Origin of the sequence: Jatrophihabitans sp., assembly GCA_036389035.1 — a bacterium.
Lineage (GTDB): Bacteria > Actinomycetota > Actinomycetes > Mycobacteriales > Jatrophihabitantaceae > Jatrophihabitans_A.
In genome coordinates this window covers 99162-111901 of record DASVQQ010000039.1, presented here as the reverse complement: position 1 = coordinate 111901, position 12740 = coordinate 99162, and the positions used below count along the sequence as shown (strand labels likewise).

Below are 12740 nucleotides of genomic sequence, written 5' to 3'. Positions count from 1 at the left end.
GGCGAGCACTGTATGAATGGGGTTAAGAGCGATCCAGACAATAACCCTAAGTAACCAATGTCGCCACTTGAGAGTGCTTGGCGCCTTTGTCCACTTTGCTAGGACGGCTGGGCCTACGGATAAGCAGCCGCCATCAGCAGGCGGACATGGTCGGCCGAGGTCGCGGCTATCCAGCCGCGTGGTTCGAACGAGGTCTCAGCCGGCGGAAGTCCCCGAGCCGACGACCCGCTCCCCGCCGTCCGGGCTCGGCTCATCAGCCTGCCGCCGCACCGCGTCCTGGGCGGCGACGAAGGCCCGCACGCAGGCCTCGACGTCCTCGGCCGAGTGCGCCGCCGACAGCTGGACCCGGATCCGCGCCCTGCCGACCGGGACCACCGGGTAGCTGAAAGCGATGACGTAGACGCCCTCCTCGAGCATCGCGTCGGCGACCCGGGCCGCCAGCGCCGCGTCGCCGAACATCACCGGGATGATCGGGTGCTCGCCGGGCAGCAGGTCGAAGCCCTCCTCGGTCATCCGACGCCGGAACAGCTCGGCGTTGCGGCGCAGCGCCTCGCGCGGGGCCGGATCGGACTGCAGCACGTCCAGGGCGGCCAGCGCGCCGGCGATCATCGGCGGGGCGACGCTGTTGGAGAACAGGTAGGGCCGCGAGCGCTGCCGCAGCAACGCCACGATCTCGGCGTGGGCGCTGACGTACCCGCCGGAGCCGCCGCCCAGCGCCTTGCCGAAGGTGCCGGTCAGGATGTCGACCCGGTCCATCACCCCGGCCAGCTCCGGGGTGCCGCGACCGCCCTCGCCGATGAAGCCGACGGCGTGGGAGTCATCGACCATCACCAGCGCGTCGTAGCGCTCGGCCAGGTCGCAGATCTCGGCCAGCGGCGCCAGGTAGCCGTCCATCGAGAACACCCCGTCGGTGACGATGATCCGCTGCCGGGCGTCGGAGGCCGCCTCGAGCTGGGCGCGCAGGTCGGTCATGTCCTGGTTGCGGTAACGGAACCGGCGGGCCTTGCACAGCCGGATGCCGTCGATCAGCGAGGCATGGTTGAGCTCGTCGGAGATGATCGCGTCCTCGGGCCCGAACAGCGTCTCGAAGACGCCGCCGTTGGCGTCGAAGCAGGACGAGTACAGGATGGTGGCCTCGGTGCCCAGGAACTGCGACATCCGCTCCTCCAGCGCCACGTGCAGCGTCTGGGTGCCGCAGATGAACCGGACGCTGGCCAGCCCGAAGCCCCAGTCGGTGAGCGCCTGCCCGGCGGCGGCGAGCACGTCGGGGTGATCGGCCAGTCCCAGGTAGTTGTTGGCGCAGAAGTTGAGCACCGGCCGGTCACCGGCCATGATCCTGGAGGACTGCGGCGAAGCGATCTGCCGCTCCTTCTTCAGCAGCCCCGCTGAGGTGATCTCGGCCAGCTCCGCATTCACCCGATCCCGCATTGCGCCGTACACGTCAGCTCCTTCTCGCCACCCGGAATCTCACACCGTCGACCAGTCGAGGACTACCTTGCCCCCACTGCCCGAACGCGCTCGGGCGAACCCTTCGGCCCAGTCCTGGGCAGCGTAGCGGTCGGTCACCACCGCGGTGACGGCCCGCTTGAGCTCGGCCCCGGACTGCAGCATGGCGCTCATCGCGTACCAGGTCTCGAACATCTCGCGGCCGTAGATCCCCTTGACCGTGATCATGTGGGTGACCACCTTGCCCCAGTCCACGATGATCGGCTGGCTGGGCAGGCCGAGCATCGCGATCCGGCCGCCGTGGTTCATGTTGGTGATCATCTCGGGCAGCGCGCCCGGGTGGCCCGACATCTCCAGGCCGACGTCGAAGCCCTCGCGCATGCCCAGCGCCTGCTGGGCCTCGCTGATGGCGCTGGAGCCCACGTTGAGCGCCAGGTCCACGCCCAGCTTGCGGGCCAGCTCCAGGCGCGGCTCGCTGACGTCGGTGATCACCACGAAGCGGGCCCCGACGTGCCGGGCGACCGCCGCCGCCATCAGCCCGATCGGCCCGGCTCCGGTGATCAGCACGTCCTCACCGACCAGCGGAAAGCTGAGCGCGGTGTGCACCGCGTTGCCCAACGGGTCGAAGACCGCCCCCAGGTCCGGCTCGATGTCCTCGTGGTGCACCCAGACGTTGCTCTCCGGGATCACGACGTACTCGGCGAACGCGCCGTCCCGGTGCACGCCGACGCTCAGCGTCCGGATGCACAGGTGTCGGCGGCCGGCCCGGCAGTTGCGGCAGGTGCCGCAGACGATGTGCCCCTCACCGGACACCCGGTCACCGACCTTGACGTCGCGGACCATCGCCCCGACCTCGACCACCTCGCCGTAGAACTCGTGACCGGGGATCAGCGGCGTCTTGATCTCACTCTGCGCCCAGGCGTCCCAGGACTCGATGTGCAGGTCGGTGCCACACAGCCCGGTCCGCAGCACCCGCACCTTCACCTCGGCCGCGGCGGGCTCGGGCTCGGGCCGCTCGACGAACTCGAATCCAGGCTGGGCCGCCGACTTGAACAACGCCTTCACCGCACTGCTCCCTCGCACCGTGTCCTCGGATCCGTCGCGAATCCATCTGCCGGGAGCTTGCCAGATGCCCCGATCTCAGCCCAGCAGCGCGTCGACGAACTCCGCCGGGTCGAACGGGGCCAGGTCGTCCACGCCTTCGCCCAGGCCGATCAGCTTGACCGGCACCCCCAGCTCGCGCTGCACGCTGATCACGATGCCGCCCTTGGCGGTGCCGTCCAGCTTGGTCAGCACCACGCCGGTCACGTCGGCGACCTCGGTGAACACCCGGGCCTGGGTGAGGCCGTTCTGCCCGGTGGTGGCATCGAGCACCAGCAACGTCTCGTTGATCGGGCCGTGCTTCTCGACCACCCGCTTGAGCTTGCCCAGCTCGTCCATCAACCCGACCTTGGTGTGCAGCCGGCCCGCGGTGTCGATCACGACGGCGTCCACCCCGGCGTCCTTGCCGGCCCGGACCGCCTCGAAGGCCACGCTGGCCGGGTCGCCGCCCTCGGGCCCGCGAACCGTCTCAGCACCCACCCGGGCGCCCCAGGTCTGCAGCTGGTCGGCCGCCGCCGCCCGGAAGGTGTCGGCGGCGCCCAGCAGCACGCTGCGACCGTCGGCCACCAGCACCCGGGCCAGCTTGCCGCAGGTGGTGGTCTTGCCGGTGCCGTTCACGCCCACCACCAGCACCACGGCCGGGCCGTCGCCGGTGCTGATGGTGTGCAGCGTCCGGTCCAGTTCCGGCTGCAGCGCCGTCACCAACTCATCGGCCAGCAGGGCCCGCAGCTCGGCCGGGTCACGGGTGCCCAGCACCTGGGTCCGGGTGCGCAGCCGCGCCACTATCTCGGTGGTGGACCGCACCCCGACGTCGGCGCCGAGCAGCGCCTCCTCGACCTCTTCCCAGGCGTCCTCGTCGAGCTTGTCGCGGGCCAGCACGGCCAGCAGGCCGCGTCCCAGCACGTTCTGGGACCTGGCCAGCCGGGCCCGCAGCCGCCGCATCCGGCCGGCGGTCGGCTCGGGGACGTCCAGCGGCGGGGCGGTGGGCTCTGCAGGCGGAGCGGTCGGCGCCTGCGGCATGGCAGTGGCCGAGTGCGGCTCGGGCGGCGCGGGCAGGGTGTCCACCGACCCGAGCGGCGGGCCGGCCTGGGGCGGAGCGGTGGGCTGGCCCAGCCGCGGCGGCGGCACCTCCCGGCGGCGGCCCAACCGACCCCGGGGCACCACCAGCCCGATGACCAGGCCTAGGACGACAACGACAAGAGCAAGGGCGATCAGCAGGAATTCAAGCACCCTGACAGTCTCTCAGCCGGCCGGACCGACCGCCGCCACGGGTTGAGCCGAATCTGGTTGAGCCGGGTCCGGGCCCCCAGCCATCCGGCCACCGGCCCGCCCGGGTTCCTCGGCCCCGTCGCGCAGCCGCTGGCTGATCACCTGGCTGATCCCGTCCCCGCGCATCGCGACCCCGTAGAGGGCGTCGGCGACCTCCATGGTGCGTTTCTGGTGGGTGATCACGATCAGCTGGCTGCTGGCCCGCAGCTCCCCGATCAGTCCCACCAACCGCCCGAGGTTGACGTCGTCCAGGGCCGCCTCGACCTCGTCCATCACGTAGAAGGGACTCGGCCGGGCCCGGAAGATGGCCACCAGCATCGCCACCGCGGTGAGCGAGCGCTCGCCGCCGGACAGCAGCGACAGCCGCTTGACCTTCTTGCCCGGCGGCCGGGCCTCGACCTCGATGCCGGTGCTCAGCATGTCCTCGGGCTCGGTCAGCACCAGCTTGCCCTCGCCGCCGGGGAACAGGGTGGCGAAGACGATCTCGAACTCCCGCGCGACATCGTGGTAGGCGGCGGTGAACACCTCCAGGATCCGGTCGTCGACCTCCTTGACCACCGTCAGCAGGTCGCGCCGGGTGTTCTTCAGGTCCTCCAACTGGGTGGCCAGGAACTGGTGGCGCTCCTCCAACGCGGCGAACTCCTCCAGGGCCAGCGGGTTCACCTTGCCCAGCAGGGCCAGTTCGCGCTCGGCGCGGGCGGCGCGCTTCTCGACCATCCGGCGGTCATAGGGACCGGGCTGCGGCCTGACCACGTCCTCGCCGCGCTCGGCGGCCAGCGTCCACTCGGCCAGCTCCTGGGCTGACGGCGGCACCGGCTGGTCGGCGCCGTAGTCGGCCAACAGGGCGCTGGCCTCGACGCCGAACTCCTCGGCCGCCCGGGTCTCCAGCTGCTCGATCCGCAGCCGCTGCTCGGCGCGGGCCACCTCGTCACGGTGCACCGCGTCGGTGAGGCGGGCCAGCTCGGCGCCCAGCTCGCGCACCGCCGAACGGGCCGCCTTCAGAGCGGCCTCCCGCTCGGCCCGAGCGGCCTGAATGGCATCGCGCTGCGCCACGGCCCGCGGCACCGCCCGGTCGAGTTCGGCCAGGGCGCGGGTCGCGGCCGCCTCGACCGCCGCGGCGATGCGGGCGCCCCGGGCCCGGGCCAGCCTGGCAGCTTCCTGTCGGGCCCGGGCCTGCCGCTCGGCCTGCGCCGAGCGGAGCAGCTGCTCAGCCCGGCCGGCCAGCGCCCGCACCCGTTCCTCCTGGGTCCGGACGCTCAGCCGGGCATCCATCTCGGCCTGCCTGGCGGCGGCGACCCGGTCGGCGCGGGCGTTGCGGTCCTCGATCGGTGGCTCCTGCTCGGCCGGCTCGGCCTCAGCCATCCGCAGCCGCTCCTCCAGCTCCACCAGGCCGGCCAGGTCCGAGTCCCGGGCCTGCTCGGCGGCCTGCCTGGCCAGGTCCAGCCGCTCGGCCTCGCCGGTGGCCGACCGCTCGGCCTGGGCCAGCTGGGCCAGCCGCTCGGCGACCGCGTTCAGCCGGGCGTCGGACTCGTTCAACGCCGCCAGGGTGGCCTCGACCTCTGCCTGCAAGCCGTCGGTGATCTCCCGCTGCCGGCTGAGCTCGGCCTCCAGCCGGTCGAAGGTCCCGGCCGCCTCGGCGGCCCGCAGGTCGGCCTCGTCCACCGCGGCCTGCACCTCCAAGGCGCTGGGCGAGGACAAGGACCCGCCGGCCGCCCAGTCGCGGCCCAGCACGTCGCCGGCCCGGGTGACCGCCCGGACCCCGCCGTGCTCGGTGACCAGCCGCTCGGCCGCCTCCAGGTCCGGCACCACCGCCACCCGGGCCAGCGCCGACTCCACCGCGGCCCGCAGCGACGGCGGGCAGCTGATGACCTCGACCGCCCAGCGCGCCCCGGCCGGCAGCGCGGGCCAGTCCTGCCGTTCAGCGGTCGCCGAGCGCTCGGACAGGTCAGCGCCGCCCACCACCAGCCCGGCCCGGCCGGCGTCGGTGCTCTTGAGCAGCTGCAGGGCTGAGCGGGCGTCGGCCGGCGAGCTGACCACCACCGCGTCGGCCAGCACGCCGAGCGCGGCGGTCAGCGCGGCCTCGTAGCCGGGCTCGACGCTCAGCAACGCCGCCATGGAGCCGAGCAGGCCCGGCAGCCGGGAGCCGGCCGCCAGCAACGCGCCGGCGCCGTCCTTGCGGGTCAGTCCCATCGCCAGCGCCTCCCGGCGGGCGGTCCAGGTGGAGCGCTCCCGCTCGGCGGTGCGATGCGCTTCGGTGAGCTGGCGCAACTGCTCGGCTGCCTCGGCATGGCGGGCCAGGGCCGCCTCGTGGCTGCTGTCCAGGTCCAGCTCGCCCTGGTCCAGGGCTCCGACCTCGTTCTGGGCGTTCTCGAGCTCGGCGCGAGCGGCGGCGGCCCGCTCCCGGGCCTGGCTCGCGGCCGCGGCGATCCGGGCGATCTCGTCCCCGCCGGCGGAGGCCCGGCTGCGCAGGGCATTGACCTGGCCGGCCAGCTTGGCCAATCCCTCTCGCCGGTCGGCGACTGCTCTGGCCGCGGCCAGCACCGCCCGCTCGGCGTCGGCCAGCTCGCGCTCGTCCTGCTGCCGCTGGGCCACGGCGTCCAGCAGCACCTGCCGGGCGGCGGCCAGCTCGGTGGTCAGCTCCTGCTCGGCGGCCCGGACCCCGGCCGCCTCGCGCTCGGACTCCTCGGGGTCACGGCCGAGGCGTTCCTGCTCGGCGAACTCCGACAGGTGCCGCAGCCGCTGGGCGGCCAGCCGCCGGGTTCCTCCGAAGCGCTCGGACAGCGCCGACAGCCCGAAGAAGACCTCCTGGGCCGCCCCCACGGCGGGGGCGTCGGAGGCCAGCCCCGCCTCGAGCGCGGCCTCGGCCGCCATCGCCTCGGCCAGTGCCTGCTCCACCTCGGCCCGGCGCTGCCGGACGGCGGTCTCGTCGGCCACCTCGGCCTGCAGGGTGTCGCGCAGGGTGCTCAGGTCATCGGCCAGCAGCCGTAACCGGGCGTCGCGGAGCTCGGCCTGCACCCCGGCCGCCCGGCGGGCGATCTCGGCCTGCTTGCCCAGCGGTTTGAGCTGGCGGCGCAGCTCGCCGGTCAGGTCGGTCAGCCGGGTCAGGTTGGCCTGCATGGCATCGAGCTTGCGAAGCGCCTTCTCCTTGCGCTTGCGGTGCTTGAGCACCCCGGCGGCCTCTTCGATGAAGCCCCGCCGGTCCTCCGGGCGTGCCGAGAGGATCGAGTCCAGCTGCCCCTGGCCGACGATGACGTGCATCTCGCGACCGATCCCGGAGTCCGAGAGCAGCTCCTGGATATCGAGAAGTCGGGCACCCTCACCGTTGATCTCGTACTCGCTGGCGCCGTCGCGGAACATCCGGCGGGTGATCGAGACCTCGGCGTACTCGATCGGCAGCGCGCCGTCGGTGTTGTCGATGGTCAGCGTCACCTCGGCCCGGCCCAGGGGCGGCCGGCCGGAGGTGCCGGCGAAGATGACGTCCTCCATCTTGCCGCCACGCAGCGCCTTGGCGCCCTGCTCGCCGAGCACCCAGGCGATGGCGTCGACGACGTTGGACTTGCCGGAGCCGTTGGGCCCGACCACGGCGGTGATGCCGGGTTCGAACCGCAGGGTGGTGGCCGAGGCGAAGGACTTGAAGCCCTTCAAGGTCAGTGACTTGAGATGCACTCAGGCTCCGGACGTGGCTCGGCGGCACGGCAGGCGCGACCACCGCCAAGCGGTCGGGCCTGCTGCAGAGGCTAGCGCGCCGGCTGCCCGGAGTGGTTCAGGCAAGCGGTCGTTCAGGCAAGCAAGCGGTCAGGCCAGCGCTGAGGCGCCGCTGGTGATGCGGTGCAACTCGTCGAGCAGTTGATCGGACTCCCGCGATGCCTTCAACTCTGCCAACTCAGCTTCAAGGGCTCGCACCCGCCCCTTGAGCCTTGCCACCTCTTCGACGAGGTAGCGGTCTGAGGAGGTGGGAAGGTGTCCCAACAGCGCCCTGGCCATGTTCCGACCTTTCACAGACTTGCGACCGCTCGGGCTACGCGGCGGGCGGCACGGGGTGCGCCGCGGGCGTCCGGCGAGCTGGTCGGTGGGTCAATTATGTGTGCCTTCCTATGGTGGCACCGTTACGGCTTAGATACAAATCCCGCTCGATCGGATATGGGGCTTGATTCTCACCGCTATCTATGAGCGTGATCTCAGCGCTCGACGAAGCCGGTGAAGCCGCCCTCGGCCGGCTCGAAACGGGGCCGCACATCCTCGACGACGCCTGGCGCGCCACCGCCGCGCAGCAGCTCGACCAGCCGCTGGCAGTCCTCCCGAGGCCCTTCGGCGCTGACCCGCACCCGGCCGTCGGGCAGGTTGGCGGCCTGGCCGACCAGGCCCAGCTCCAGCGCCCGGCACCGGGTCCACCAGCGGAACCCCACACCCTGCACGTGACCCGAGACCAGGGCCGTCAGCCTGACCGAGGACCCGCTCGCCGGATCCTGGCGCCCTTCGGCCGGGCGCTGGTCCTCGAGCTCGCTCACGCCGCCGTCCGGCGGGGCGGACGCTGGCACCTGGGGCAGAAGTAGGACGAGCGGTTCATCCACTTCGCGCGGGCGATCGGCCGCCCGCACCGCCCGCAGGGCTCGCCGACCCGGCCGTAGGCGTTCAGGGAGCGCTCGAAGTACCCGCTCTCGCCGTTGACGTTGACGTAGAGGGAGTCGAAGGAGGTGCCACCGGCACGCAGCGCCTCGGCGAACACCAGTCGCAGCTCGGCCAGCAGGGTGCTCAGCGACTGGCGGGACAGCCCGGCGGTCGGCCGGTCGCCGTGCAGTTTGGCCCGCCACAACGCCTCGTCGGCGTAGATGTTGCCCACTCCGGAGATCGAGGACTGGTCCAGCAGCGCCCGCTTGATGGTGGTGTTGCGACGGCGGACCGAACTGATCCAACCCGCGTCGTCGAAGTGGTCATCCAGCGGGTCACGGGCGATGTGGGCGATCCCGGCCGGCACCCAGGTCGGGCCGTCGGGCACCAGCTCGTCCAGGTGCAGTCCGCCGAAGGTCCGCTGATCCAGGAAGCGCAGCTCGTTGCCGGCGTCGGTGAAGCCGATCCGAGCGCGCAGGTGCGGCCCGGGTTCGGCGCCCGGGGCCAGCATCAGCAACTGCCCGCTCATGCCCAGGTGTCCGATCAGGCAGGACGGGCCGTCGTCCAGAGGCATCCAGAGATACTTGCCGCGCCGCTGCGCCGATTCGATCCGGCGCCCGACCAGCCGTTGGGTCAGATCCAGCGGGCCGGCCAGGTGCCGGCGGATCGCGCGGGGGTGCAGCGAGTCCACCTCGGCGATGGTGCGACCTGCCACCCAGCGGTCCAGGCCGGCCCGGACGGTCTCGACCTCGGGAAGCTCGGGCACGTCAGCCGGCCGTGGGCAGGTTGGATCGCGGTTCGGCCAGCGCGGTTTCGGTCAGCGCGGTTTCGGTCAGCGCGGTTTCGGTCAGCGTGGGCCCGGCCGACGCGGCCGGCTCGGCGATCGACGGTTCCGGCGAGAGCGCCCGCCAGGCCGCCTCAGCCGCCGCCTGCTCGGCTTCCTTCTTGTTGCGGCCGAGCCGGATGCCGTAGGTGACGCCGTCCACCACGGCGGCCGCGGTGAAGGACTTGGCGTGGTCGGGGCCGTCGGAGGTGATCACGTACTCGGGCACCCCGAGCCCCCGCACCGCGGTGAGCTCCTGCAACGAGGTCTTCCAGTCCAGGGCGGCGCCGTAGCCGGGGGCCGCGGCCAGCACCCGGTCGAACAGCTGGTGCACCACCCGGGCGGCCACCTCCAGGCCGTGCTCGAGGTAGATCGCCCCGAGGATCGCCTCCAGGGTGTCCGCCAGGATCGAGGGCTTGTCCCGGCCGCCGGTGGCATCCTCGCCCCGGCCCAGCAGGATGTACTTGCCGATGCCGTCGGGGCCGATCTGACGCGCCACCTCGGCCAGCGCGCGCATGTTGACCACCGACGCGCGCAGCTTGGCCAGCCGGCCCTCGGCCAGGTCGGGGTGCGCGCGGTAGAGCGACTCGGTGACGACCACGCCCAGCACCGAGTCGCCGAGGAACTCCAGCCGCTCGTTGTGGGGCAGGTCGCCGTTCTCGTAGGCGAAGGAACGGTGCGTCAGCGCGCGACGGAAGAGCTCGGGACTCACCTGCACCCCGAGCTCGGCGGCCAGTTCGGCCGGGTCAGCGGTCTGTGCGTGCCTGGTGGCCACCGTTAGCAGCCCCCGCGCTGATGAGCAGTGCGTGTCATAGCGGTGGCTCAGACCGCGAGAACCTGCCGACCGTCGTACTGGCCGCAGTTGGCACAGGCGGTGTGCGGCAGCTTGGGCTGACCGCAGGCGCGGTTGGGGCAGCTGACCAGAGTGGGGGCGCTGGTCTTCCACTGCGAGCGTCGTGCCCGGGTGTTGGCGCGCGACATCTTCCGCTTCGGAACGGCCACGGCAGTTACTCCTGACTCTGGTTAGAACTATCGGAACGTGCTGGGTCCTCGGTCGCGCCGAACCGCTCGGCCAGAGCGGCCCAGCGCGGGTCAAGCTGGGCGTGCGTGTGGTTCTCGGGCAAATCGTCGAACAGCTCCCCGCAGTCGGGGCACAGCCCGCCGCAGTCCGGCCGGCACAGCGGCGTCAGTGGCAGGCTCAGCACCACCGCGTCGCGCACCACCGGTTCGAGATCGAGGTGGTCGCCCTCGAGCCGCGGAACCTCATCCGGATCGGTGGTCTCCTCCGTCGCGCTGTGCCGGTAGGCGAACAGCTCGACGAAATCGACCGCCAGATCATCGGTGAAGCTGGTCAGGCACCGCCCGCATTCGCCGGTGACCGACCCCGTGACGGACCCGGTCACGAGCACACCTTCGGTCACCGATTCGAGCCGGACGTCCACCACGAGCAGTGCGCCTTCCGGCACCCCGATCATGTCCAAGCCAAGCTGCGCAGGAGCCTCGACCTCGCGCCGGTACTGCCGTTGGGAACCTGCTCGGCGGCCGACTTCCCTGGTATCCAGGACGAACGGGCTGCGCGGGTTCACTGACGACCTCTACCGGTTGAATTCTCGGCGATTCTGTGGAGCTAGGTCCAAACATGGATTTGGCCGTTGTTCAGAATACCTGAGCCCGTGGCAGCGCGGAAATCGTGGGCAGCGGGGCTAGATCGCCGGCGGCGGTTGCTGGCTGATCGCGTTGCGCCCGTTCTCGGCGGTGGCAGCCAGTCGGTGCAGGTTGTCCACCAGCTCTGACAAGGTGCTGTGGGCGTACTCGTGCGCTTGCGAGGTGAGCGACTCGGCCTGCGCGTGGGCCGCGGCCAGCATCGCCTGGCATTGCTGCTCGGCCTCGGCGCGCAGCCGGGCCGCCTCGCTCACCGCGGCCTGGTGCACGCTGGCTGCCGACACCAGCTGACCCTGCTCGCGCCGGCCGGCCTCCACCAGCTCGTGCGCCTGCTCGGCGGCCGCCGACACGCTGAGCTGGGCCTGCCGCTCGGCCGCGTCGAGCACGGTGCGCGCCTGCGCGTCGGCGGCGTTCACCGTGGCCTGCGCCTGCTCCTGCGCCTGCCGCAGCTGCTCCTCGGCCAGCCGGTCGGCCTCCGACAGCGTCAGATCGCGCTGGGCCACCACCCGCCGGGCCTCGGCCAGCTCCGGCGGCAGCACCTCGCGCAGCGCGTCCAGCAGGTCCAGGGTGCGTTCGCGGGGCACCACGCAGGAGGACGACATCGGCAGCGTCCGCGCGGTCTCGATCAGCTCGGTCAGCTCGGTGAGCACCTCGTCGGCGCGCGCCAGGGTGTGGTCGGTCATCGCTGCTCCCCGTCCGGTCGGTGGATCTCGTCCAGCCGGCTGAGCAGCCGCTTGTACACCGAGACCGGCAGCAGGCTGCTGACGTCGCCGCCGTAGGTTGCGATCTCCTTGACCAGGCTGGAGGCCAGGAAGCTGTACTCGGGGTTGGTCGGCATGAAGACCGTGTCGACGCCGGCCAGCCCGCGGTTCATCTGCGCCATCTGCAGCTCGTAGTCGAAGTCGCTGACCGCCCGCAGCCCCTTGATGATCACGGGGATCTGGTTGGCGCGGCAGTAGTCGACCAGCAGCCCGTAGAACGAGTCGACCCGGACGTTGCCGTAGCCGGCCGTCACCTCGGTCAGCATCGCCATCCGCTCCTCGATGGTGAACAGGCTGGACTTGTTGCGGTTGATCAGCACCGCCACCACGACCTCGTCATAGAGGCCGGCGGCCCGGCCGATGATGTCGAGGTGGCCGTTGGTGACCGGGTCGAAGGATCCCGGACAGGCGACCTTGCGGACTATCGGCTCAGCGCTCATCTCAGCACCTTCAGATGGGGGCGCGCCTGCTGCGGGGCGTCGCACCAGGCGTGAGGACTGCTATTCCCGGCGACCGTACCAAAGGCAGCCCTCGCCGTAGCGGCGCTGCTTGATGGCCTTGATCTCACCGGGCCAGGGCGGCTCGGCCTCGCGCCAGGACCGCTCCACCACCACGACCGCGTCCGGAACCAGCCAGCGGTCAGAGACCAGCGCTGTCAGCAGGTTGCCGATCACGGCGGTCGTCACCGCGTACGGCGGGTCGACGAACACCAGATCGAACGGCTCGGCCGCCCCGACCGCGCTGAGAAATGTCGTCGCCGTGCACCGGTGCACGGTGGCGCCCTCCAGCTTCAGGGCGGTGATGTTCTCCTGCAACACGCTGGCTGCCCGCCGATCGGACTCGACGAACACCGCGGCCTTGGCTCCCCGCGACAGCGCCTCCAGGCCGACCGCCCCGGAGCCTGCGTACAGGTCCAGCACCCGGGCCCCGGTCAGGTCCAGCTCGCCGCGCAGCGTGTTGAACAGCGCCTCCCGGGCCCGCTCCGAGGTGGGACGAGTGACCCGCGGAGGCACTGCCAGCCGCCGGCCACGCGCCTGACCACCCACGATGCGCGTCACGGTTGCCAGCGT

The 12740-nt window shown here is 71.9% G+C and carries 13 protein-coding genes; all 13 read right to left on the bottom strand.

Annotated elements, in window-relative coordinates:
- Nucleotides 1–195: 195 nt before the first annotated feature.
- Entirely contained in the window at nt 196–1440 is a 1245-nt protein-coding gene (locus VF557_19250; protein HEX8082352.1) for a glycine C-acetyltransferase, read from the bottom strand.
- Between the two features lie 27 nt (nt 1441–1467).
- Nucleotides 1468–2511, bottom strand: a complete 1044-nt coding sequence (gene tdh / locus VF557_19245) for an L-threonine 3-dehydrogenase (GenBank protein HEX8082351.1) — start codon at nt 2509–2511, stop codon at nt 1468–1470.
- A 75-nt stretch (nt 2512–2586) separates the two neighbouring features.
- The gene (ftsY, locus tag VF557_19240; GenBank protein ID HEX8082350.1) at nt 2587–3777 is read right to left on the bottom strand and encodes a signal recognition particle-docking protein FtsY; all 1191 of its coding nucleotides are present in this window, start codon (nt 3775–3777) and stop codon (nt 2587–2589) included.
- Nucleotides 3778–3789: 12 nt separating this feature from the next.
- Nucleotides 3790–7482, bottom strand: a complete 3693-nt coding sequence (gene smc, locus VF557_19235; protein HEX8082349.1) for a chromosome segregation protein SMC — start codon at nt 7480–7482, stop codon at nt 3790–3792.
- A 129-nt stretch (nt 7483–7611) separates the two neighbouring features.
- Nucleotides 7612–7800: a hypothetical protein gene (locus tag VF557_19230; GenBank protein ID HEX8082348.1), complete on the bottom strand. Its 189-nt coding sequence runs from the start codon at nt 7798–7800 to the stop codon at nt 7612–7614.
- A gap of 194 nt (nt 7801–7994) precedes the next feature.
- On the bottom strand, nt 7995–8324 hold the full coding sequence (locus VF557_19225; GenBank protein HEX8082347.1) for an acylphosphatase: 330 nt from the start codon (nt 8322–8324) through the stop codon (nt 7995–7997).
- A complete protein-coding gene (gene mutM / locus VF557_19220; GenBank protein ID HEX8082346.1) occupies nt 8321–9190 on the bottom strand; it encodes a bifunctional DNA-formamidopyrimidine glycosylase/DNA-(apurinic or apyrimidinic site) lyase in 870 nt (289 codons plus the stop codon). Before mutM ends, VF557_19225 begins: the two co-directional genes overlap by 4 nt.
- A 1-nt stretch (nt 9191) precedes the next feature.
- Nucleotides 9192–10022: a ribonuclease III gene (gene rnc / locus VF557_19215; protein HEX8082345.1), complete on the bottom strand. Its 831-nt coding sequence runs from the start codon at nt 10020–10022 to the stop codon at nt 9192–9194.
- A gap of 47 nt (nt 10023–10069) precedes the next feature.
- The gene (gene rpmF, locus VF557_19210) at nt 10070–10249 is read right to left on the bottom strand and encodes a 50S ribosomal protein L32 (GenBank protein HEX8082344.1); all 180 of its coding nucleotides are present in this window, start codon (nt 10247–10249) and stop codon (nt 10070–10072) included.
- 5 nt (nt 10250–10254) lie between these two features.
- Nucleotides 10255–10722: a DUF177 domain-containing protein gene (locus tag VF557_19205; protein HEX8082343.1), complete on the bottom strand. Its 468-nt coding sequence runs from the start codon at nt 10720–10722 to the stop codon at nt 10255–10257.
- 228 nt (nt 10723–10950) lie between these two features.
- Nucleotides 10951–11592 (bottom strand): hypothetical protein, encoded by a 642-nt coding sequence (locus VF557_19200; protein ID HEX8082342.1) that lies wholly within the window; start codon nt 11590–11592, stop codon nt 10951–10953.
- Nucleotides 11589–12110, bottom strand: coding sequence for a pantetheine-phosphate adenylyltransferase (coaD, locus tag VF557_19195; GenBank protein ID HEX8082341.1), 522 nt, complete (start codon nt 12108–12110; stop codon nt 11589–11591). Before coaD ends, VF557_19200 begins: the two co-directional genes overlap by 4 nt.
- A 60-nt stretch (nt 12111–12170) precedes the next feature.
- The gene (rsmD, locus tag VF557_19190) at nt 12171–12728 is read right to left on the bottom strand and encodes a 16S rRNA (guanine(966)-N(2))-methyltransferase RsmD (protein ID HEX8082340.1); all 558 of its coding nucleotides are present in this window, start codon (nt 12726–12728) and stop codon (nt 12171–12173) included.
- Nucleotides 12729–12740 lie beyond the last annotated feature (12 nt).

Excerpts from the sequence above, each read along its gene's own strand:
- VF557_19230 (HEX8082348.1), bottom strand. The coding sequence starts at position 7,800 with ATGGCCAGGGCGCTGTTGGGACACCTTCCCACCTCCTCAGACCGCTAC.
- VF557_19205 (HEX8082343.1), bottom strand. The coding sequence starts at position 10,722 with ATGATCGGGGTGCCGGAAGGCGCACTGCTCGTGGTGGACGTCCGGCTC.
- VF557_19200 (HEX8082342.1), bottom strand. The coding sequence starts at position 11,592 with ATGACCGACCACACCCTGGCGCGCGCCGACGAGGTGCTCACCGAGCTG.
- coaD (HEX8082341.1), bottom strand. The coding sequence starts at position 12,110 with ATGAGCGCTGAGCCGATAGTCCGCAAGGTCGCCTGTCCGGGATCCTTC.